The following is a 17,503-nucleotide window of genomic DNA, read 5'->3' on the forward strand; positions in this document are numbered from 1 at the left end:
GGCCGTCGAGACCGGGCTGGGTGGCCGGTACGGGTCGAGAACGCGACCCGGCCCGGTGTCGACGTCGTCGTGTCCTGCCATCCGAGACGGCGACGACGCCGTGCCCCGGGGGGCTGTCGGTGGTGCGTGCCACGATGCGGGGTATGTCCGAAGCCGAGCACACGCACCACGCGATCGACTACATCGAGCTCGCGGCGAGCGACCTCCTCGCGGCGAAGGCGTTCTACGGCGCCGCCTTCGGGTGGACCTTCACGGACTACGGTCCCGGCCCCGCCTACGTCGGGATCCACCGTTCCGGCGGCGGCCCGGCCGAGGCGGGGGGCTTCCGCCTGGACGACGAGGTGCGCCCCGGTGGCCCGCTCGTCCTGCTGTACTCGTCCGACCTCGACGCGAGCGCGCAGGCCGTCCGCGCCGCGGGGGGCACGGTCACCGAGGGCCCGTACGACTTCCCCGGCGGTCGCCGCTTCCACTTCCGCGACCCGAGCGGCAACGAGCTCGGGGTGTGGGCCGCGGGGTGAGCGGCAGCGGCGGCCGTACCCCGCGCGGGACGTGCTCCACGAGGACGGAGCCCCGGGCGCGCTGACGATCACGTCGACCACTCCGTGGACCGGCCGCTCCCGGTGGCCGTGAGGCCCGCCATGGGGCCGTGACGGGTACCGCGACCACGACGACGAGCCACCCGTGTGACGTGCCACCGGTGCGGCGTGCCACCGGCGCGGCGGTGGTGACCGGTTGCGCACCGCAGCGCGTGCGCGGGTAGGTGGAGCGCCGGGCGGGTGTCAGCCGGCGGAGGTGGCGGCGTCCTGCAGGCTGCGCCACGTGCGGTAGTGCTGCACGGCGACGCCCTCGTAGCCGGGTGTCCCGGCCAGGGCGTCGCGGACCAGGGCCGTCTCGGTGAGCAGGGCCGCGAGCCCGTCGTCCCCGAACGTCCACTCGGCGCCCCCGGCGACGGCCGGGGTGTCCGTCTCGACACCCACCGTGAACGGCAGGCCGGCTGCCACGGCGGCGGCCACCGCGTCGGCGGAGAGCGCCAGGATCCCATCCGGGCCGTGCGCGTGGTCGACGAACGCGACGATCTCGACGCGGTCGGCGCGTGCCATGGCGGCGTCGGCCACCGTGCCGGTGCCCCACGGCTCCCACGCCAGCCAGTAGGGGACGTCGACGCCCAGCCCGACGCCCGGCGGCAGCGCGGCCCGCACGGTGTCGAGCACCGCCAGCCAGCGCGTCACCGAGCCCGCGCGGTCCGTGAACCACTCCGGTCGCGTCCACGGCTCGACGTTCAGCTGGACGTGGTCGACCGCACGGCCGTGCGTCGCCGCCTGCATCCACTGCACCGCCAGCGCCGGCTGCCCGAGCCACGGCGCGTCGCCCCCCAGCACGCCGACGGTCGCGCCCTCGGCGCGCACCGCGGCGACCGTGTCCGTGAGCCAGGCCGCCACAGGCCCCTCGTCCGACGCCCACGGGGCCGAGACGTGCACCGTCGTCAGGCCGTGCTCGCGCACGAACGCGGCGAGCGTCGCGGTGTCCGCCGGCGCGTAGCCCGTGCCGCGCACGTCCACGGCGTGGTCGAGCGGGTTGTCCCAGACCCACATCGCGCTGATCGCCGGGGCGTCGGCGTGCGCGGCGGTCGCGGCGCCGGGGACCGCGGCGAGCAGCACGGCGGCGGCCAGCGCGGCGCCCAGCACGGGAGAGGTCGTGCGTCGACGGGACGGGTTCATGGCGGCGGTCCGTTCGTCGGCGGTCGGGCACCCCATGATGCGCCGCGCGGCGCCGACCGTGCGCCCGACGGAGGTCCCCGCGGCCGAGGATCACCCGGTGGTCCCGCGCGTCGGTGGTGCCTGCCACCATGGGCCCATGGACACCGACACGTACTGGCAGCTGGTCGAGGACGCCCGCGCGCGGGCACGCGGCACGCAGGCGCCCGAGGTCCCGCTCGACGCGGACGACGTCGCGGCGGCGCTCACGGACCTGCTGGTCGAGCGGGGTCCGGAGGTGACGCTGGAGGCCGACGCGGCCTACGACCAGGTCGTGGCGGGCGCGTACGGCAACCGCCTGTGGGGCGCGGCCTACCTCATCGGCGGCGGGTGCTCCGACGACGGGTTCGACTACTTCCTCGGGTGGCTCGTCGCGCAGGGGCGGGCCGTCCTCGAGGCCGCCGTCGCCGACCCCGACTCCCTGGCGGACGTGGTCGACGCGGACACCGAGGCGGAGTCCGAGGACATGCTGGCGGCCGCGTGGGACGCGTACGAGCGGCTCACCGGCGAGGAGCCCCCGACCGCCGAGGAGGACCCGACCGACGACGACCCGACGTCCGCGGGTGCCGCGGCGCCCGAGGACCCCGACACCCCCGCCGACGACGAGTGGGACTTCGACGACGACGACGAGATGCGCGCGCGCTACCCGCGCCTGGCGGCCCTGTTCCTCGACGCCTGAGCCCGACCGGGGCGTCGAGCGGCGTCCCCGCGTCACCCGGTCAGGGCGTCGAGGACGGCCTTCGCTGCGGCCGGGACCTCCCGCACGTGCCACCAGGCGGCCCGCACCGGGCGCACGCTCTGCGCGGAGACACCGACCCCCACGGCGTCGACCCCTGCGGCCCGGCACGAGAACAGGGCCCGGCGCAGGTGGTAGTCCTGCGTGACGACGACCGCGGCGTCGACGTCGAACAGGTCGTGCGCCCGGACGCAGCTGGCGTGGGTGTCGACGCCCGCGTCGTCCTGCAGGATCGCGCCGGACGGGACACCGTGGGCGATCAGGTGGTCCCGCATGGCCCCGGGCTCGTCGTAGTGGGGACCGGAGCGGTCGCCGCTGACGAGGACCGCCTGCACCACGCCCCGCTCGTACAGGTCGACGGCCGCGTCGAGCCGTCGCCGCAGGTACGGCGACGGGGTGCCCGCCGAGGTGAGGCCTGCCCCCAGGACCAGTGCGACGGGCCGGTCGGGCACGCGCACCGGGTCGGGCACCACGTGCGCCTGCCCGACGCCCTGCACGACGAGGAACGGTCCCAGCACGACGGCGACGGTGAGCACCGTCAGGACGGCGGCGGTGCGACGGGTGCGCAGCGGGTGGGGCACGCCGTCACCGTAGTGGGACGCCGGGTGGCCGGTGCCGTGTCGGTGCCGCCCTACACCTCGCCGGGCAGCGCCCTGCGCACCACGAGCCGCGTCCACGACCCGAGGTACAGCCGGTCGCCGTCCTGCAGCTCGTGCCGCTGACCGGCGGGGATCGGGTCGTCCGGCAGGGCCTCGCCGACGCGTGCGACGAAGGTGCCGTTGGACGACTGCAGGTCCTCGACCCACCACCGGTGACCGTCGGTGTTGAGCTGGCAGTGCCGCCGGGACACCCCGCTGTCCGCGCCGGCGTCGACCTGCGGGCGGATGTTGCGGGACGCCGACGGGCGCCCGACGAGCACGCTGCGCTCCCGCAGCGGGATGAGCACCGGCAGCCCGACCGACGGCATCGGGTCCTCCGCCTGCTGCGCGGCGTACCAGTCCGGGTCGACCCACAGCTCGGCCACCCAGGCGTCCGCACCGGGCGGGGGCGGGGCCAGGGGCCCGGTCGTGTCCGCACCGGCGGTCGACGGCGCACCGGGCACGGGTGCGGCCACCGCGGCCGGCGCCTCGAGCGGGTCCGGTGACGGGTCGTGCGGGTCGGTGGACGGCACGGGGAGGGGGGCGACGCCGCTGCCGAGGTCGAGGGACGCCGCCCGGGGCGCCGCCACCGGGGTGGCCCCGGTCGTGAAGTCGTACCCGCAGTTCTCGCAGAACAGCGCGGCCTGCGCGGCGGGCGACCCGCAGTGGGGGCAGGTGCTCGGCGTCGGGACCGCCGCGGTCGACGGGCCGGTGGAGGCCCCGCCCGCCGCCGACGAGCCGATCGGTGCACCGCACACGTCGCAGTAGTCGGTCGAGGCGCTCGCGTGCCCGTCGGGGCAGACGACGCTCATCGCCGCACCCGCGAGGTCTTGGTCGAGGCCGTGTCCAGGGCCATCTCGTCCAGCCGGGACGCGCCGCGCTTGAGCCGCACCGTGCCGTGCTCCTCGTCGTCGATCTCGACGACGCGCCGCAGCTTGGACGTCGCCTCGTCGTTGCCGGTCTCGGCCGCCAGCTGCACCGCGCGGCCCAGCTTGACGGTCGCGGTCGCCTCGTCGCCGGCGGCCTTGGCGGCCAGCCCCTCCTGGATGACGGAGGCGAGCTCGGCCTGCCCGGTGTAGTGCGCGACCTCGGGGCTGATGCGCGCCGTCAGCGACGCGTCGTCCGACCAGGCGGCCTTCACCAGGCCCGACGCGACGACCTCGTCCGCGACGGCGACCTGCACGCGCGCCGCCAGCTGCTCGGCCCCCACGTTCTTCGACGGCACCCGGACCGCGACGTGGTAGTCGCGGGACTCGTCGGCCCACGCCCCGGTCGGGTACGCGCCGATCAGCGGCGTCACGGCGGTGCGCCGGGACGTGAGGTCCTCGACCGTCGGGGCGACCTGCCGGACGAACAGGACCTGCCCGCCCTGCGGCGTCCACACGCGCAGCTGGGCGTCGGCGACCCCGCGGGACAGCGACGTGCGCAGCAGCGACTGGAAGTCCCGCGCGATGTCCGCCGGGTCGGCGATGAGCTCGACGGTGCCGAGCAGGGCCGTCGCGATCTCGCGCAGCTCGTCGACCTGCCACCGCTCCCCGACGCCGCGGGCGTCGCACTGGAACCGCCCGGTGACGGCCTGGATCGTCGACGTCAGCTGGGCGCGCGGCTCGGACTCGTTCTTGCCGTCGGTCAGCAGGATCGCGTGCCGCTGCGTCGCGGCGGGCTGGGTGGCGAAGATCTGGTCGGCCAGGCGCAGCCACGTGCTCATCGCGGTGCCGCCCTGCGCCCCGAGCCGGGACACCGCGCGCTTGGCCTCCTCGCGCGCGGCGGGCTCCATCTGCACGATCGCGACGGGCGCGTTCGGGTAGGGGAAGACGCGCTGGGCGACGTGGCTGCCGGACACGATGGCGAACCACGTGCCGTCGGGGATGTGGTCGACCGCGACCTGCGCGGCGTGCTTGGCCGCTGCCAGCATCGGGCCGGTCATGGACCCCGAGGTGTCGATCATGATGATCTCGGCGACGCCGCCGCCCGTCGTGGCCGCCCCGCCGACGCCCTCGGCGCTGACCGTGACGATCGCGTGGACGTCGGTCCCGCCGTCGGGCAGGAACTCGTTCTGGAAGACCTCGGCACGGAACGTGGCCACGCTTGGCTCCTCGGCGGTGCGGTGCTGTGGGGCGTCGGACGGGTGGTGCGGCTGGGCGGTCGATCGGGTCGGTCGGGTCGTCGGTCGGAAACCGGTCAGGGTGCCGGCGCGTCCGGCTCTCCCGGGAGGCTACCGGCAGGTCGCCGGCGGGTCGTGGGCGTGGTCCCGGCGTCGGCGACGTGCGTGTCGGGCGCGGGCGCCGGGCCGGCTGCGGGCGGTCCGGCGACGCGCGCGAGCGCGACGGTGACGTTGTCGTGCCCGCCGCTCGCGTTCGACCACGCGACGAGGTCGCGCGCGAGCGCCACGGGGTCCGCGCCGACGCGCCCCTCGGCGTCGCGCAGCAGGTCGGCGACGACCTCGGGCGCCGAGGCGTAGTTCCACAGGCCGTCGGAGCACGCGAGCACCCAGCCGGGGCCGTCGGGGCGGGCCGCGACCGTGCGTGCGGTGGTCTCCTCGGCGTCGGCACCCAGCCAGCGGGTGATCGCGTGCGCCTCGGGGGAGCGTTCCGCCGCGGCGCGGGACATGCCGCCGGCCATGAGCTCGGCGGCGACCGAGTCGTCCTCCGTGAGCTGCTCGGGGGTGCCCGCGTCGGGCAGCCAGTAGACGCGCGAGTCGCCCAGCCAGCCCGCGACGAGCAGCTGCGGGCTGACGACGGCGGCGACGAACGTGCACGACGGCGGGTCGGTGCGCGCGACGGCGTCGTCGACGGCCGTGCGGGCGGCGTCGTCGGCGCGGTGGCCGGACTCCACCAGCAGGCGCGACCACGCGGCGGCGTCGCCCGGCGCGACGGTGGCCGCACCCGCGACGAGCACGTCACGGGCGGCGGTCGCCGCGGCCTGGCTCGCGATGTCGGAGTCGGGTGCGGAGGCCACGCCGTCGCAGACGACGAGCACGCTGACGTCGCCGACCACCCCGAGGGCCATCGAGTCCTCGTTGCGGCGGCGGCGCACGCCCACGTCCGTGACGCCCGCGACGTGCGGGGCGGGCTGCTCCTCCTCGTGGTCGTGCGGCGCGGGCGCGCGGGCGCCGCACTGCTCGCAGTAGCCGTCGGCCGCCACGACGCCGCCGCACGCCCGGCAGCCGCCCGCGGCGGCGGTGGCGGCGGGGGAGGTGGCCGCTGCCGGCCCGTCCGGTGCCGCGGACCCCGCGCCCGCGCCCTCGTCCGTGGGCGTCGCGCCCGGGGACGTGAGCGGGGTGCCGCAGGACTCGCAGAAGCGCGCGCCGTCGGCCGCGGGCTCCCCGCAGGCCGGGCACACCGGGGCCGCTGTCACCACGCCGACCACCGCCGCACCTCGTTGGCGCGGTCGACGAGGGCCACGCGCGTCGCGCGGTCCTCGGTGAGTGCCGCCTGCTCGCGGTATGCCGCCTCGAGCGCGTCGGTGATCCCCACGCGCGTCGCCGGCGTGCCGTCGAGCGTGACGCCCGGTGCGGCGGTGCCCGTCCCCACGGCGTCGAGCGCGCTGGTGAGCACGTCCACCCGCAGCCCGGCACGGTCCGCCGGGTCGAGCGACACCGTGCGCACGGAGTCGAGCGCCGCGGCCAGCGACGTCAGGTCGTGGCGGGAGCGGGCGAGCACGCGCGCCCGCATGAGCCGCGCCTCGGGATAGGAGCTGCGCGTGGGCGTCACGAGGTCGAGCGCCGCCAGCGCGTCGTCGACGTGCAGCGACGCCATGCGCAGCCGGGCGAGGCCGAACGCGGCGGGTGCCGTGTAGTTCGCGTCGGCGTACGCGCAGGTCGCGTAGAGCTGCTCGGCGATGCCCGGCTCGTTCGACAGCTCGCAGGCGACCGCGAGCGCGAGCTTGGGTGCCAGCTCGCCCGGCACCTGCCCGTAGACGGCGTTGAACGACGCGCGTGCGGCCACGGCGTCGCCCGCGGCGAGCTGCGCCAGGCCCTGCGTCCACACGGCCCGCCACTCCCACGGGTCCTCGGCGAGGATCGCCTCGACCGCGGACGTCACCACCTCGGGTCGGCCCGCCTCGATCGCGGTGGTCGCGCGCAGCAGCCGCACCTCGACGGTCTCGTCCGGGGCGTCCGCGAGCGCGACGAGCCGCTGCTCGGGGTCGGTCACGTTGACGCCGGACAACCACCCCGCCGCCGGGTCGTCGGGGTCGACCTTGAGCGCCGGCAGCTCGTCCCACGCGAGGGGGCGCTCGACCTGGTCGGTCACGGGCGGCTCGAACAGCACGGACGCCGCGCTCGTCAGCGGCGGGTCGCCCGCGCCGCGGTCGGCGGCGACGACCTCGCGCAGCACCCCCAGCACCTGCGCGCGCATCTCGTCGACGGACCCGAACCGGTCCGACGGGTCCGGGGCGCACGCCTTGGCCAGCAGCCGGTAGAACGAGTCGTACCGCGCAAACACCGGCGTCTCGTCGACGGGCGGCAGCGCGGCGACGTACGTCGTGGTGTTCCCGCGGAAGTCCAGGACGAGCGTGGCCAGGGTCCGGCCGATCGTGTAGACGTCGGACGCGACCGACGGGCCGTCGGCCGGCACCTCGGGCGCCTGGTAGCCGACGGTGCCGTAGATCGCGGAGTGGTCGTCGTCGACGCGCCGCACGCCGCCCAGGTCGATGAGCTTGAGCGCGTCGCCGGCCTGGATGACGTTGTCGGGCTTGAAGTCGCAGTACAGCAGGCCGACGTCGTGCAGGTACGCGAACGCCGGCAGGACCTCGAGCACGAACGCGAGGGCCTGGTCGACGGGCAGCGGGTCGACGTGCCCGGCGGCCTCGCGGCGGTCGACGAGCAGCTCGCGCAGCGACCGCCCGCCGACGAACTCCATGACGGTGTACCCGTCGCCCTCGTGCTGGACGAAGTTGTAGATCTCGACGATCAGCGGGTGCTCCACGCGGGCGAGGAACTGCCGCTCGGAGATCGCGGCGGCCACCGCGTCCGGGTCGCCGCTGTTGAGCAGGCCCTTGAGCACCACCCACCGGCCGGAGACGTTGCGGTCGCGGGCCAGGTAGATCCAGCCCATGCCACCGTGCGCGAGGCACCCGGCGACCTCGTACTGCCCGCCGACGAGCGTGCCGGGCGTCAGGCGCGGGTCGAAGTCGAAGCGCGCGCCGCACGACGGGCAGAAGCCCTGCGTCCGGGCGGGCACGCCGTCGCGCCCGCGCCCCACGGGCTCGCCGCAGGCGGCGCAGAACCGCTTGCGCTCCGGGACCTGCGGGTCCGTCATGACGGCCTGCAGCGGGTCCTCCACGGGGGCGGGGGGCACCGACGTCAGTCCCGCACCGAGGCGGGCGCGGCGCAGCCGCGTCGAGGACGTACCGAGGCGGCGCGTCGCGCGCGAGCCCGTCGCCTGGGTGCGCGCCGACCCGAGCGCCGCCGTGGGCAGGCGCGTCGAGCTGGTGCGCCCGGTGCGGGTGGAGCCGGCGGGCTCCAGGTCGCCGCCGCCGGCGCCCGGGGTCGGCACCCCGGGGGCGATGCCCGTGCCGAGCATCGCGGACGGCGTGCGGGCCGCCGTCGAGCCGGCGGCCCCCGTCGCCGTGGCGGTGCTGGGTGGCGTGGTCGTCCCGGTGGTCGTGGACGTCGCACCGGCGGGCGCGGGCGAGCCGCACACGTCGCACCAGCCGTCCTCGTAGGTGCCGGTGCAGCCGGGCTCGCGGCAGGCGGTCGCGCTGGTCATCGGGCTCCTCCAGGTCCGCCCGGCAGGGGCCGGGCGAGGTGCTCGTACTGCTCGACGAGGGCACGGGCCAGGCCCACGTCGCAGGGGGTCGTCTCGACGGCGTCGCGGGCCTCGTCGTGGCCGGCGCGCACCGTGGGGGACGCGTCGCGGCCGTTCGCCGCCGCGGCTGCCGCCGCCTGCCCGAGGCGGTAGCGCAGCTCGGCGCGCTCGCGCAGCGGGTTGCTGTACGCGTCCTGCGCGGCGTCGAGCGCCCGGCGGACCGCGTCGAGCCGCGCGACGAACGCGTCGAGCGCGTCGCGGTCCTCGGGGACGGCGCCGAGGCGGGACACGTCGGGCACCGCGAGGCGCGGCGGGTGGGCGATCTCGCGGCGGCAGCGCTCGGCGAGCCCGTGCAGCGCGGGCTCGCGCCGCTCGAGCGCGGCGGCGGTGTCGTGCGCGTCCGCTCGCGCCCGGGCCAGGGACCGGCGCTGGGAGACGGCGACCATGAGGTCGCGCTCGGCGTGCGCGGTGCGCGTCTCGAGCTCCGCCAGGGGGCCCGACACGTCGCCGCCGCGTGCGGCCTGCGCGGACAGGCGCTGCTCGTGCTCGCGCAGCGACGTGAGCCGCTCGCGCGCGGCCACGTCGGAGCCCGCGAGGTCCTCGGCCCGCACCAGCGACGCCCGCACGCCCCGCAGGCGGGCGACCACGTCGGCGGTGTCGGGGTCGAACGCGAGGCGCGTGCGCAGCGCCGACACCATCGCGTCGCACAGCGTCAGGGCCTCGGGCAGCGACACCGGCGCCGCACCGGCCCGCGTGTCGACGCGTCCCCACACGAGCTGCGACATGCGCTCGCGCTCGACCTCCGTGACGCGCCCGTCGTCCCACACCGCCAGGAGCTCGTCCGCCCGGCGCCGCACCGACTGCCACACGGTGAGCGCGAGCACGACGTCGGGGGTGTACCGCTCGGCGTCGGCCGTCGCCTGCGCGGCCGTGTCCAGCGCGTCGAGGCGGGCGCGGCGGTCGTCGAGCCACGTCAGCAGGCCGTCGAGGTACGTCAGGAGGTCGCGCGCGGGGATCGCCTCGCCCAGGTGCCCGGGCGCGACGGGCGCGACGACGTCGGCGGACGGGGCAGCCATGGCGGTCGTCGTCACGACCGTCCGTACACGGAGGCCGGCGGCGCGGGCGCCGGGCCCAGGGCCTCGCCCAGCCAGCGGTCGTAGACCTGCGCCCACGTGCCGTCGGCCTTCATGCCGTCGAGGACCGCGTTGACGAACCGCACGAGGTCGACCTGGTCCGCCGCGACACCCACGCCGTACGGCTCGGCGCTGAAGGCCTCGCCGACGACGCGCGCGTACGGGTCCTGCGCGACGAACCCGGCCAGCACGGTGTCGTCACCGGTGATCGCGTCGACGCGTCCCTGCTGGAACAGCGCGAGGCAGGCCGAGTGCGTGCGCGCGCCGACGGGCTCGACGTCGTACTGCTCGAGGCGCTCCAGGGTCGTCGTGCCGTCGGGTGCGCACACGCGCAGGCCCGAGAGCTCCTCGATGCCCTGCGCGTCGGACTCCGTGCTGACCAGCACCTTCTGGCCCGCGGTGAAGTACTCGGCGGAGAACGCGATGTCCTGCCAGCGCTCGCAGTTCATGGTGAACGCGCGGGTGACCAGGTCGACCTCGTGGTCCTGCAGCACGGGGATGCGGTCGCCGGCGGTGATGACGCGGAACCGGATGGCGTCGGGGTCGCCGAGGATCGCCTGGGCGACCTGCCGGGCGACGTCGATGTCGAAGCCCTCGATCTGCCCGGTGAACGGGTTGCGCGCGCCCATCCGCAGGGTGTCCGCGGAGACGCCGACGAGCAGGTAGCCGCGGTCGCGGATCGCGGCCATGGTCGAGCCCGGGGGGATCTCGGTGCCGGTCGTCGGCGCGTACGACGTGGTCGCGTCGTCGCACTCGACGGCCGCGGCTTGCGCGCCCGCTGCGGCCGCCGGTGCGGCGGCGGCGTCCGTGGCCGCGGTCGTCGCCTGCGTGGCGCAGCCTCCCAGGACGACGGCGAGCAGCGCGGCCACCGCCAGGGCGGTGCGCGTGCGGGTCGTGGTGCGTGAGCTCATCGGTACTCCTCCCGTCGTGCGCGCAGCCCCGTCCAGGCCAGCACCGCACCGATCGCGCCGAGCGCCGCGAGGAGCCACCCGACCCAGGCGCTGCTGGTGCGCAGGCCGTCGGCGACGTCCGCGCTGCCCGCGTCGACGGCGGCCGTGAGGCTCGCGGACAGGTCGGCGAACAGCGCCGGCGAGGCCGCCGGGTCGTCGCTGGTGACGCGCGCGACGGCGCCGTCCCAGTCCCCGGCGTCGTCGAGCGCCCGCACGTCCTCGTGCGCGCCCACCCACGCGTCCAGCCGGTCGACGAGGCTCGGGTCGAGCCGGCTGCCGTCCCCGGCGAGCGCCTCGCGCGCCGCGGTGACGTTCTCGACGAACGACTCCTCGTACGCCGCTCCCGATCCGCGCCGGATCAGCGTGAACGCCTCCATCGACCGGGCGTCGTTGACCAGGGCGTACGCCTGCGAGGCCGCGACGGTCGCCGCGTAGGGCCCGTCGTGCACGTCGCTCGTGCGCGACGACGCGCCCCCCAGGGTCGAGCCGCCGACGACCGCGACGGCCAGCACGGCGACCGTCGCCGCGACCAGGCCGCCGTTGCACGTCCGCCGCGTGCGGCGCGCGACCCACACCTGGACCGCCACCAGCGCCGCGAGCGCCAGCAGCACGGCGGCGACCAGCAGCGGCGCGGCCGTGCGCACCGCACCGAGCTCGCCGTCGACGCGGTCCTGCTCGGCGGCGACCAGCGCGTCGAGCGCGGGCACGATGTCCTCGCGCAGCACCGTCGACGCCTCCTCGAGGTACGCCGACCCGACGGGGAAGCCCTGCCGGTTGTTCGCGCGCGCCTGGGCGACCAGGCCCGTGTACGTGGTGAGGTCGGCCGACACCTCGGCGAGCCCGTCGGCGCCGTCGGGACCGGTCGCGGCGAGCCGCGTCAGGGCGTGCGCCCCGGCGTCCACGGCCGCGTCGTAGCTCGCCCGCAGGTCCGTGGGCTCCAGCCCACCGACGAGGAACGCGGTGGTCGCCGCCGCGTCGGCCGCGACGAGCTGGTTGCGGGCGTCCTGCAGGCCGACGAGCTGGGCGGCGGACTCGCGCACGCCGGTGACGGCGGCGCCCTGGCTCGTCGTGCCCGTGAGACCGAGCAGGCCGGTCAGCGCGGTGACGACGACCGCGACGGCGCCCCACAGGCGCAGCCCGCCGGGGGTCGAGCGCCAGCCGCTGGTGGGCCGGGCGGCCGCGGGCGCGGCGGCACCGGGCGGCTGCGGCCGGCTCGGTGGCGAGGACACGACGGTCGTGGTCACGCAGGCTCCTCGGGGCGCGGGGCGGGGTCGTCGGGGCGCGGGGCGGGGTCGTCGACGCCGGACGGGCCGGGCACCGGCAGGTCGGGTGCCACGTCCTCGACGTCCGTCGCGAGGTCCTCGGGCAGCAGCGTGCGCAGCTGCTCGACCGTCGGCGTCGGGACGTCCCGCAGGCGCCAGGCGTGCCGCAGCACGGCACGGTCGAGGAGGTTGCGGGCGAGGCGTCCGTTGCCGAACCCCTCGTGCCGGGGCTGCGCGGCGACGATCTGCTCGACGAGGTCCAGCGCCTCGGGCGACGGCTCGAAGTCCGCCTTGCGGGCGGCGAGCGCGAAGATGTCGCGCAGCTGGGCGTCGGTGTAGTCGTCGAACGCGATCGTCGTGGCGAACCGGCTCTCGAGGCCGGGGTTGGTGGAGATGAACCGGGCCATCGGCAGCGGGTACCCCGCGACGATGACGACGAGCTCGTCGCGGTGGTCCTCCATGTCCTTGACCAGGGTGTTCACGGCCTCGGCGCCGTACTGGTCCTCCGCCAGGGAGTACGCCTCGTCGATGAACAGCACCCCGCCGAGGGCCGTGGCGACGACCTCGGTGGTCTTGGGTGCGGTCTGCCCCAGGTAGCCGGCGACGAGCTCGGAGCGGTCGACCTCCACGAGGTGCCCGCTGCTCAGCAGCCCGAGCGCGCGGTACAGCCCGGCGACGAGCCGCGCGACGGTCGTCTTGCCGGTGCCGGGGTTGCCGACGAACACCAGGTGCCGCGTCAGGGACGGGCGGGTCAGCCCGGCGTCGGTGCGCAGCCGCTCGACGCGCAGCACCTCGGCCTGCTGGCGGATCTCGCGCTTGACGCGGTCGAGGCCGACGAGCGCGTCCAGCTCGGCCAGCAGCTCCTCGAACGTCTTCTCGGGCGGCGCCTCGGGCGCAGGTCCCGTACCGGATTGCTCTCTCACGCCCGGGGTGGGGGTGCTCGCCCCCGCCCTGGTGGTGAGAGTGCGATCCAGCCCTGCGGAGTGTGCCCCCGCCCCGGGCGTGAGAGGGCGATCCGGCTCGGCCGTGCCGGCGGCGGCGCGCTGCACGGCGGCCGTGACCGACGCGGCCGCGACGACCTGCAGGCTCGGCTCCCCGAGGTCGCAGGCCGCGGACGCGACGTGGGCGAGCGCGTCGGCGTAGGCGGTCGCGTGGGGCGAGCGCGCGGCGACCAGCGACGTCAGCAGGTCGGTCGGGGCGTGGCGCCACCGGCGCGCCGAGGCGGCCGCGGCGAAGAACCCCGTGAGGTCGTCGTCGGCGCGCCCGACCGCCGCCAGCCACGCCGGGCCCGCGCCCGTGACGGACTCGGCCACGGCGGCGGCCAGCCGCTCGCCCTCGTCGCGCACGTCCGCCGGGGGCAGACCGGCGGCGGTCCCGGCGGCGACGAGCGCGTCGAGGACGCCCGGCAGGCTGGTCACGGTGCTCCCGTCCCGGGCACGTCCAGCGACGACTGCCCGAACTTCTCGGCGAGGAACTGCCCGTGCGCCACCAGCGCCTGCGCGTCGGCGCGGTACACGGCGTCGGAGATCTTCTCCAGCGTCACGGCCAGCAGGTCCAGCTGGTCGCACAGCAGCATCAGCGACGTCTTGCCGCGGGACACCACGCGACGGTCCGCGAAGTCGCGCGGCAGCCGCAGGTAGCCCTCGACGGCCTCGGGCAGGTAGCTCGTGGCCGTCGCGACCACGGTGTACGCCTGCCGGTCGCCCACGCCGAAGCGGTCGAGGCGCGGCACCATGTCCTCCACCGTGCCGGTGATGCGGTGCACGCGCGCGGTGACCGCGGCGGGCACGCGCCCCTCGATGCTCGCCTCGACGTCCCGCACGGCCGTCGCGATCTGCTCGGCCGTGGGGACGGGGTCCTCCTCGAGGACGACGACGTGCCGCGGGGTGCGCCCGAGCAGGCGCGCGACGAGGTCGCCGAGTGCGCTCACCGGCCGCTCACCTCCCCACCCGCGCGTGACACCCGGGCCGTCAGCGCAGGCCCAGGTCGAGCGACCCGCTGGCGACCTCGGTGCGGTCCGAGCGCGAGACCCGGTCGAGGTACTGCTTGGCCTTCGCCGTCTCGGTCTCCAGGACCCCGACGGTCTGCGCCATCGAGTCCAGCGCCTGCACCTTGAACGTGTCGATCGAGTCCATCGCGGCGAAGATGTCGGAGAACGACTGCTGCAGCTGCGGCAGCCCGATCGTCGCGCTCGCGGCCTGCTGCTGGATGACGACCGACTGCTCGCGCAGCAGCTTGGACGTCGAGGCGATCATGTTCGACGTCGTGGTGTTGAGCGCCGTGATCTGGTCGAGCACGAGCTTCTGGTTGTTCAGCGCCTGGGCGACGAGCACCGCGGTGCGCAGCGCCGAGACCGTCGTCGTCGTCGCCCGGTCGACGCCCTTGATGAGCTCGATGTTGTTCTTGATGATGATGTCGATCGCCAGGTAGCCCTGGATCGACACCGCGAGCTGCGTGAGCAGGTCCTGGTGCTTCTGCCGGACGTAGAACAGGACGTCCTCGCGCAGCGCCCGCGCGCGCTCGGGCTCGGTGACCTCGAGCTGCGCGATCTTCGCGGACAGCTGCGTGTCCAGCGAGCTCGCCACGTAGATGTACTGGTTGAGCCGGCCCATCGTGTCCCAGAGGTTCTGCTTCTCCAGGTTGAGCGCGGCGTTGTCCTTGCGCAGCTCGTCCTGGCCCCGGTACAGCGCCTTGACGATCGCGTCGATCTGCTTCTGCGACGACTCGTAGCGGCGGAAGTAGTCGGTCAGCGAGTCGCCGAAGGGCAGGAGGCCGAACAGCTTCTTGCCCACCGTCTTCTCGGACGGGTCCAGGTCCTCCACCGTGCGGCGCAGGTCCAGCAGGGACTTGGAGACCTGCGACGTGCCGGACACGCCGCCCTCGCGCAGCTCGCGCACCGGCACCTGCAGCAGCCGGTTCGACGTGTCGGCCGCGGCGCGCACGTCGCTGTCGCCCATGAGGCGCACGTCGTCGGCCTTGGCGGCGAACTCGGGCGAGCCGGCCTGCACGCTGTCCAGCCCGGCCAGGAACGCGCCGACCTTCGCGTCCAGGCCCGGCAGCGCGGCCGGGTCGACGCGGGGTGCCATCGCCGGGGCGTCGTGGGCGGCCACGGGGGCGACCGGGGCGGGAGCCTCGAGGGCGAACGCGGAGGCGGGCGCGGGCGCCTGCAGGGGGGTGGGCTCGGTCATCTCTGGTCCTCCGGGGGTGCGCACTCGCGTGCCGCTGCGCCGCTGCTGACGACCCTGGTCACGCTACCGGAACCAGGCGCGGCACCTGCACGAACGTCCGGGTGCAGATCTCGGTTCCCCGCCGGTCGGCGGGCCGGCCCACCCGTCCGGTCAGCGGGGCAGCGTAAGGACCTCGGCGCCGTCGTCCGTGATCGCGATCGTGTGCTCGCTGTGCGCGGTCCGGCAGCCCGTCGCGCTGCGCAGCGTCCAGCCGTCGGCGTCGGTGACGAGCCGGTCCGTGTCCGCCATGACCCACGGCTCGAGCGCCAGGAGCAGGCCCGGCCGCAGCGGGTAGCCCCGCCCGGGGCGTCCGGTGTTCGCGACGTGCGGGTCCTGGTGCATGGTCGAGCCGATCCCGTGGCCGCCGAACTCCGTGTTGACCGGGTAGCCGGCGGCGGTGAGCACGGTGCCGATGGCGTGCGAGAGGTCACCGGTGCGCGCACCCGGGCGTGCGGCGGCTATCCCGGCGGCCAGGGCGCGTTCCGTCGTGTCGATCAGCGCGACGTCCGCGGGGTCACGCGTCGCACCGACGACGAAGCTGATCGCGGAGTCCGCGGCGATCCCGCGCAGCGACACCGCGAGGTCCAGGGTCAGCAGGTCGCCGTCGCGCAGCACGTAGTCGTGCGGCAGCCCGTGCAGGACCGCGTCGTTGACGGCCGTGCAGATGTAGTGGCCGAAGGGGCCCCGCCCGAAGGACGGTGCGTAGTCGACGTAGCAGGACTGCGCACCGGCGTCGAGGATCATGGCCTGCGCCCACCGGTCGATCTCCAGCAGGTTCGTGCCCACCGTGGCCCGGCGGCGCAGCGCCTGCAGGATCCCGCCGACCAGGGCGCCGGTGTCCCGGGCGCGGTCCACCTCGGCGGGGCTGAGGATCTCGATCACGTGGTGCGCCCTTCTCGTCGTGCCGCCGGTGCGGCGTCGCGGCTGCTGCCCGACGTGGTCGCCGACGTGCAGGGACATCCTCTCGCGCGACGAACCCCGCACCCGCCCCGCACCCCCCGGGCCGCGCCCGGGCGGGTCGCGTGGTAGGCAGGCAGGCATGTGGTGCGACGGCTGGTCCGACATCGTCCGCGGGCTGCTCGTCGGGACCGCGGCGTACGTGACCCTCGTCGTGCCCCTGCGCGTGCTCGGCGAGCCCACGCCGGCAGAGCTCCGCCCGTGAACGGGGCCCTCGCGGCGGGCTGCGCGGTGCTCGGTGCGCTGGTCGCGGGCGCCGCCCTGCGCGACGTGTTCCGCACCCTGTGGCACCCATCCGGCGAGGGGAGGCTCACCCGGTGGGTGAGCAGGGTGGTGTGGCGCTGCGCACGCCGCTGCGGCGGGGCGGTGCTGGACGTCGCGGGGCCGCTCGTCATGGTGGCGGTGATCGTCGCCTGGGTGGGGCTGGTGGTGCTGGGGTTCGCCCTGGTCCACCTCGGGTGGCTCGGCCGTGACGGCTACGCCTACGACGCAGGGCTCGATGCGGACGCCGGCGCCCCGGTCGTCGACGCGCTCTACCTGTCCGCTGTGGTGCTGAGCACGCTCGGGTTCGGTGACATCGTGCCCACCGACGGGTGGCTGCGGCTGCTCACCGCCGGCGAGGCGCTCATCGGGTTCACGCTCCTCACGGCCGTCATCACCTGGGTCACCCAGGTGCAGCAGGCGCTCGCGCGGCGCCGGAGCTGCGCGCGCTTCCTCGTGGCGCTGCGTCGCACGGACCGGGAACGCGTGGCCGTCGTCCCCGGCTACGGCCTGCTCGAGCAGGTGGCGCGGGACCTGGCCGGCGTGCAGGTCGACCTGCAGCACTCGACGACGTCCTACTACTTCCGGGAACGGGACCCGCACGCCTCCCTGGCCGTCGCGCTGGAGGGCGCGGCGGAGCTGGCCGAGCGGGGGAGCCACGCGCCCGATCCCGCGGTGCAGGGCGCCGCGGCGCTGCTGGGCACGGTCGTCGACGACCTGTGCGTGGCGCTCGGCACGACGTTCCTGCGCCCCCACGGCACCGAGCGGGAGGACGTCGTGGCCGCGTACCTCGCGGACCACCGGCAGGACGGGCTCTGAGCGGCGGTCCTCATCG

Annotated in this window: 17 protein-coding genes; 4 read left to right on the forward strand and 13 right to left on the reverse strand. The window is 76.0% G+C overall.

All coding sequences use genetic code 11. From position 1 onward, the window contains the following. Window positions 1–143 precede the first annotated feature (143 nt). Window positions 144–518 carry a VOC family protein gene (locus Cph01nite_RS14340; RefSeq protein WP_203675338.1) on the forward strand — a complete coding sequence of 125 codons (375 nt, stop codon included), beginning with the start codon at window positions 144–146 and terminating at the stop codon, window positions 516–518. Between the two features lie 261 nt (window positions 519–779). Here the strand turns inward: Cph01nite_RS14340 and Cph01nite_RS14345 are convergent, their stop codons facing one another. Further along, window positions 780–1,718 (reverse strand): hypothetical protein, encoded by a 939-nt coding sequence (locus Cph01nite_RS14345; RefSeq protein ID WP_239069278.1) that lies wholly within the window; start codon window positions 1,716–1,718, stop codon window positions 780–782. A gap of 136 nt (window positions 1,719–1,854) precedes the next feature. On the opposite strand from Cph01nite_RS14345, the gene Cph01nite_RS14350 reads away from it, so the two are divergent. Beyond that, window positions 1,855–2,433 (forward strand): DUF4240 domain-containing protein, encoded by a 579-nt coding sequence (locus tag Cph01nite_RS14350; protein WP_203675340.1) that lies wholly within the window; start codon window positions 1,855–1,857, stop codon window positions 2,431–2,433. A 32-nt stretch (window positions 2,434–2,465) separates the two neighbouring features. On the opposite strand, the gene Cph01nite_RS14355 is transcribed toward Cph01nite_RS14350, so the two are convergent. The 12 genes from Cph01nite_RS14355 to map all read right to left on the reverse strand — a co-directional run bounded on the left by Cph01nite_RS14355 (window position 2,466) and on the right by map (window position 16,332). Then, window positions 2,466–3,071 (reverse strand): SanA/YdcF family protein, encoded by a 606-nt coding sequence (locus Cph01nite_RS14355; RefSeq protein ID WP_239069279.1) that lies wholly within the window; start codon window positions 3,069–3,071, stop codon window positions 2,466–2,468. Between the two features lie 50 nt (window positions 3,072–3,121). Next, complete coding sequence (locus tag Cph01nite_RS14360) at window positions 3,122–3,940, reverse strand: double zinc ribbon and FHA domain-containing protein (protein WP_203675343.1); 819 nt, start codon at window positions 3,938–3,940, stop codon at window positions 3,122–3,124. Next, window positions 3,937–5,214, reverse strand: a complete 1,278-nt coding sequence (locus Cph01nite_RS14365; protein WP_203675345.1) for a VWA domain-containing protein — start codon at window positions 5,212–5,214, stop codon at window positions 3,937–3,939. The genes Cph01nite_RS14360 and Cph01nite_RS14365 overlap by 4 nt, the downstream gene beginning before the upstream one ends. A 95-nt stretch (window positions 5,215–5,309) precedes the next feature. Further along, complete coding sequence (locus tag Cph01nite_RS14370; protein ID WP_239069280.1) at window positions 5,310–6,485, reverse strand: PP2C family protein-serine/threonine phosphatase; 1,176 nt, start codon at window positions 6,483–6,485, stop codon at window positions 5,310–5,312. Continuing rightward, the gene (locus tag Cph01nite_RS14375) at window positions 6,482–8,839 is read right to left on the reverse strand and encodes a serine/threonine-protein kinase (protein WP_203675349.1); all 2,358 of its coding nucleotides are present in this window, start codon (window positions 8,837–8,839) and stop codon (window positions 6,482–6,484) included. Before Cph01nite_RS14375 ends, Cph01nite_RS14370 begins: the two co-directional genes overlap by 4 nt. Next, window positions 8,836–9,969 carry a hypothetical protein gene (locus Cph01nite_RS14380; protein WP_203675351.1) on the reverse strand — a complete coding sequence of 378 codons (1,134 nt, stop codon included), beginning with the start codon at window positions 9,967–9,969 and terminating at the stop codon, window positions 8,836–8,838. Before Cph01nite_RS14380 ends, Cph01nite_RS14375 begins: the two co-directional genes overlap by 4 nt. Continuing rightward, window positions 9,966–10,922, reverse strand: a complete 957-nt coding sequence (locus tag Cph01nite_RS14385) for a glutamate ABC transporter substrate-binding protein (RefSeq protein ID WP_203675352.1) — start codon at window positions 10,920–10,922, stop codon at window positions 9,966–9,968. Before Cph01nite_RS14385 ends, Cph01nite_RS14380 begins: the two co-directional genes overlap by 4 nt. Next, entirely contained in the window at window positions 10,919–12,205 is a 1,287-nt protein-coding gene (locus Cph01nite_RS14390) for a GlnX family signal transduction membrane protein (protein WP_203675354.1), read from the reverse strand. Before Cph01nite_RS14390 ends, Cph01nite_RS14385 begins: the two co-directional genes overlap by 4 nt. Next, window positions 12,202–13,641 carry an AAA family ATPase gene (locus Cph01nite_RS14395; RefSeq protein ID WP_203675356.1) on the reverse strand — a complete coding sequence of 480 codons (1,440 nt, stop codon included), beginning with the start codon at window positions 13,639–13,641 and terminating at the stop codon, window positions 12,202–12,204. The genes Cph01nite_RS14390 and Cph01nite_RS14395 overlap by 4 nt, the downstream gene beginning before the upstream one ends. After that, on the reverse strand, window positions 13,638–14,153 hold the full coding sequence (locus Cph01nite_RS14400; protein WP_203675358.1) for a hypothetical protein: 516 nt from the start codon (window positions 14,151–14,153) through the stop codon (window positions 13,638–13,640). The genes Cph01nite_RS14395 and Cph01nite_RS14400 overlap by 4 nt, the downstream gene beginning before the upstream one ends. A gap of 40 nt (window positions 14,154–14,193) precedes the next feature. Next, entirely contained in the window at window positions 14,194–15,411 is a 1,218-nt protein-coding gene (locus tag Cph01nite_RS14405; protein WP_203675360.1) for a toxic anion resistance protein, read from the reverse strand. Window positions 15,412–15,561: 150 nt separating this feature from the next. Then, window positions 15,562–16,332, reverse strand: coding sequence for a type I methionyl aminopeptidase (map, locus tag Cph01nite_RS14410; protein ID WP_203675399.1), 771 nt, complete (start codon window positions 16,330–16,332; stop codon window positions 15,562–15,564). A 157-nt stretch (window positions 16,333–16,489) separates the two neighbouring features. Here map and Cph01nite_RS19255 point away from each other — a divergent pair, with 157 nt between their 5' ends. Together Cph01nite_RS19255 and Cph01nite_RS14415 are read left to right on the forward strand one after the other, a co-directional pair. Continuing rightward, on the forward strand, window positions 16,490–16,612 hold the full coding sequence (locus tag Cph01nite_RS19255; protein WP_275407408.1) for a hypothetical protein: 123 nt from the start codon (window positions 16,490–16,492) through the stop codon (window positions 16,610–16,612). Beyond that, window positions 16,609–17,487 carry a potassium channel family protein gene (locus Cph01nite_RS14415; RefSeq protein WP_203675362.1) on the forward strand — a complete coding sequence of 293 codons (879 nt, stop codon included), beginning with the start codon at window positions 16,609–16,611 and terminating at the stop codon, window positions 17,485–17,487. The genes Cph01nite_RS19255 and Cph01nite_RS14415 overlap by 4 nt, the downstream gene beginning before the upstream one ends. The last annotated feature ends 16 nt before the right edge of the window (window positions 17,488–17,503 follow it).

Source organism: Cellulomonas phragmiteti, from assembly GCF_016862775.1.
Taxonomy (GTDB): Bacteria; Actinomycetota; Actinomycetes; order Actinomycetales; family Cellulomonadaceae; genus Cellulomonas; species Cellulomonas phragmiteti.

Bases quoted from the DNA above. Each gene is read 5' to 3' on its own strand.
- Cph01nite_RS14340 (WP_203675338.1), top strand. From the start codon at position 144: ATGTCCGAAGCCGAGCACACGCACCACGCGATCGACTACATCGAGCTC.
- Cph01nite_RS14345 (WP_239069278.1), bottom strand. From the start codon at position 1,718: ATGAACCCGTCCCGTCGACGCACGACCTCTCCCGTGCTGGGCGCCGCG.
- Cph01nite_RS14350 (WP_203675340.1), top strand. From the start codon at position 1,855: ATGGACACCGACACGTACTGGCAGCTGGTCGAGGACGCCCGCGCGCGG.
- Cph01nite_RS14360 (WP_203675343.1), bottom strand. From the start codon at position 3,940: ATGAGCGTCGTCTGCCCCGACGGGCACGCGAGCGCCTCGACCGACTAC.
- Cph01nite_RS14375 (WP_203675349.1), bottom strand. From the start codon at position 8,839: ATGACCAGCGCGACCGCCTGCCGCGAGCCCGGCTGCACCGGCACCTAC.
- Cph01nite_RS14385 (WP_203675352.1), bottom strand. From the start codon at position 10,922: ATGAGCTCACGCACCACGACCCGCACGCGCACCGCCCTGGCGGTGGCC.
- Cph01nite_RS14405 (WP_203675360.1), bottom strand. From the start codon at position 15,411: ATGACCGAGCCCACCCCCCTGCAGGCGCCCGCGCCCGCCTCCGCGTTC.
- Cph01nite_RS19255 (WP_275407408.1), top strand. From the start codon at position 16,490: ATGTGGTGCGACGGCTGGTCCGACATCGTCCGCGGGCTGCTCGTCGGG.